The sequence below is a fragment of the Desulfurellaceae bacterium genome, assembly GCA_021296095.1.
GTDB lineage: Bacteria > Desulfobacterota > Binatia > Bin18 > Bin18 > JAAXHF01.
This window is the reverse complement of record JAGWBB010000052.1, coordinates 26668-28658: the sequence shown is the minus strand read 5'-3', so window position 1 is coordinate 28658 and position 1991 is coordinate 26668. Positions and strand designations below refer to the sequence as shown.

The 1991-nt window shown below is 63.9% G+C and carries 1 protein-coding gene; it reads left to right on the top strand.

The window, feature by feature from the left end; genetic code table 11:
• Positions 1-1889, top strand: a 1889-nt coding sequence (locus tag J4F42_13555) for a molybdopterin-dependent oxidoreductase (protein ID MCE2486536.1), incomplete at its 5' end; no start/stop codon positions are given.
• Positions 1890-1991: the final 102 nt, after the last annotated feature.

Below are 1991 nucleotides of genomic sequence, written 5' to 3'. Positions count from 1 at the left end.
AGCTGATTCGGGTTGAGTACGAGGTGCTGCCCCACGTGCAAAACGTGCTGGAGGCCATGCAGGACGACGCGCCGATCCTGCACCCTGAGCTGCGCACGGGCGGGACGCCGGACGCGTCTGATAGCCCGACCAATATCGCTAACCAGGTCCGCTTTGCCCGGGGCGATCTGGACGCGGGCTTTGCGGCCGCCGACCTGATTGTGGAAAAAGAGTTTGCGACCTCGATGGTTCACCAGGGCTATATCGAGCCGCACAATGTCGTGGCCCAGTATAGTGCCGACGGGCAGTCAAGCGTGTGGGTCAGCACCCAGGGACCGTTTGCGATCCGTGAGCTGTGCGGCGGTCTGCTCAAGATGCCGCCCAGCAAGATCAAGGTCATTCCGGCCGAAATCGGGGGCGGCTTTGGCGGCAAGACCACCGTCTACCTGGAACACGTTGCCCTGCTGTTGTCAAAACTCTCGGGCCGACCGGTCAAGATGGTCATGACCCGCAGTGAGGTCTTGCGGGCGACCGGTCCGACGCCGGGTTCTCATATCTCTGCCAAGATCGGAGCCGATAAGGACGGCCGGATTACGGCCGCCGAGCTGCGCCTGTCGTTTGAGGCCGGCGCCTTTCCGGGCTCTCCGGTGGCGGCCGGCAGCATGACCGTTTTGGCGCCCTACGATTTGGAAAACTTCCAGATTGACGGCTTCGACGTGGTGGTCAACAAGCCCAAGACCTGCGCCTACCGGGCGCCTGGGGCGACAAATCCAGCCATGGCTGCGGAGACGGTGATTGACGAGCTGGCCGAGAAGCTGGGGATCGATCCGCTGGAGTTCCGGCTGCGCAACGCGGCCCGCGAAGGCACGGCTCAGCCGGCCGGACCGCAGTTCAAGCGGATCGGCTTTGTGGAGACGGTCGAGGCGATCAAGAACGGCGAGCACTACCAGTCTCCGCCGCCGCAGTCTGGAGACGGTAAACTGCGCGGCCGGGGCGTAGCTACGGGGTTCTGGTTTAACGCCGCCTTTCAGTCTTCGGCTACGGTCAGCATTAACACCGACGGGACGGCCAACGTGGTCACCGGTTCCCCGGACATTGGGGGCAGTCGGGCGTCGTGCGCCATGATTGCCGCCGAGGTGTTGGGTCTGGCTGCCGAAGACGTGCATCCGGTCGTGGCCGATACCGAATCGATTGGGCATACCGATACGACCGGCGGCAGTCGGGTGACGTTTGCGACCGGCATGGCCGTGTATGAGGCGGCCACCAACGCGGTCAGCATCCTCAAACAACGCGCGGCAACGCTGTGGAAGGTCAAGCCCGAAGAGGTGGTTTTTCAGGACGGCGTGGTGTCGTGTACGACCAACGGCCACGAGTCGCTGAGCCTCAAACAGATGGCGCCCAAGCTGCCCCGTTCCGGCGGACCGGTGATGGGCAGCGCCTCGGTCCGCCCCCGGGGGGTGGGCCCGACCTTTGCCACGCATGTGGTTGATATCGAGCTTGACCCGGAGACGGGCAAGGTCGATATCGTGCGTTACACGGCTTCACAAGATGTTGGCAAGGCCGTCCATCCGAGCTATGTCGAGGGCCAGATCCAGGGTGGGGTGGCCCAGGGCATCGGCTGGGCGCTCAACGAAGAGTATTTCTACGACGAAACGGGCACGCTGCGGAACACCGGGTTTCTGGACTACCGGATGCCGACCTGTCTCGACCTGCCGATGATTGAGACGATTCTGGTCGAGGTTGCCAACCCCGGCCACCCGATCGGCATTCGGGGCGTCGGAGAAGTGCCGATCGTGCCGCCGCCGGCGGCGATTGCCAATGCCATCTACCGGGCGGCCGGCATCCGTCTGCAGGAACTGCCCATGTCGCCGGCCAAGGTCGTCAAGGCGATGCTCGAAAAAGACGCCTAGCGCGGACACCGGACGAGGCATGATGACACGCCCACGCGATCGTTTTGCAACCGTCAACGGCCTGCGGCTCCACTATCTGGACTGGGGCAGTCCGGGCAAACA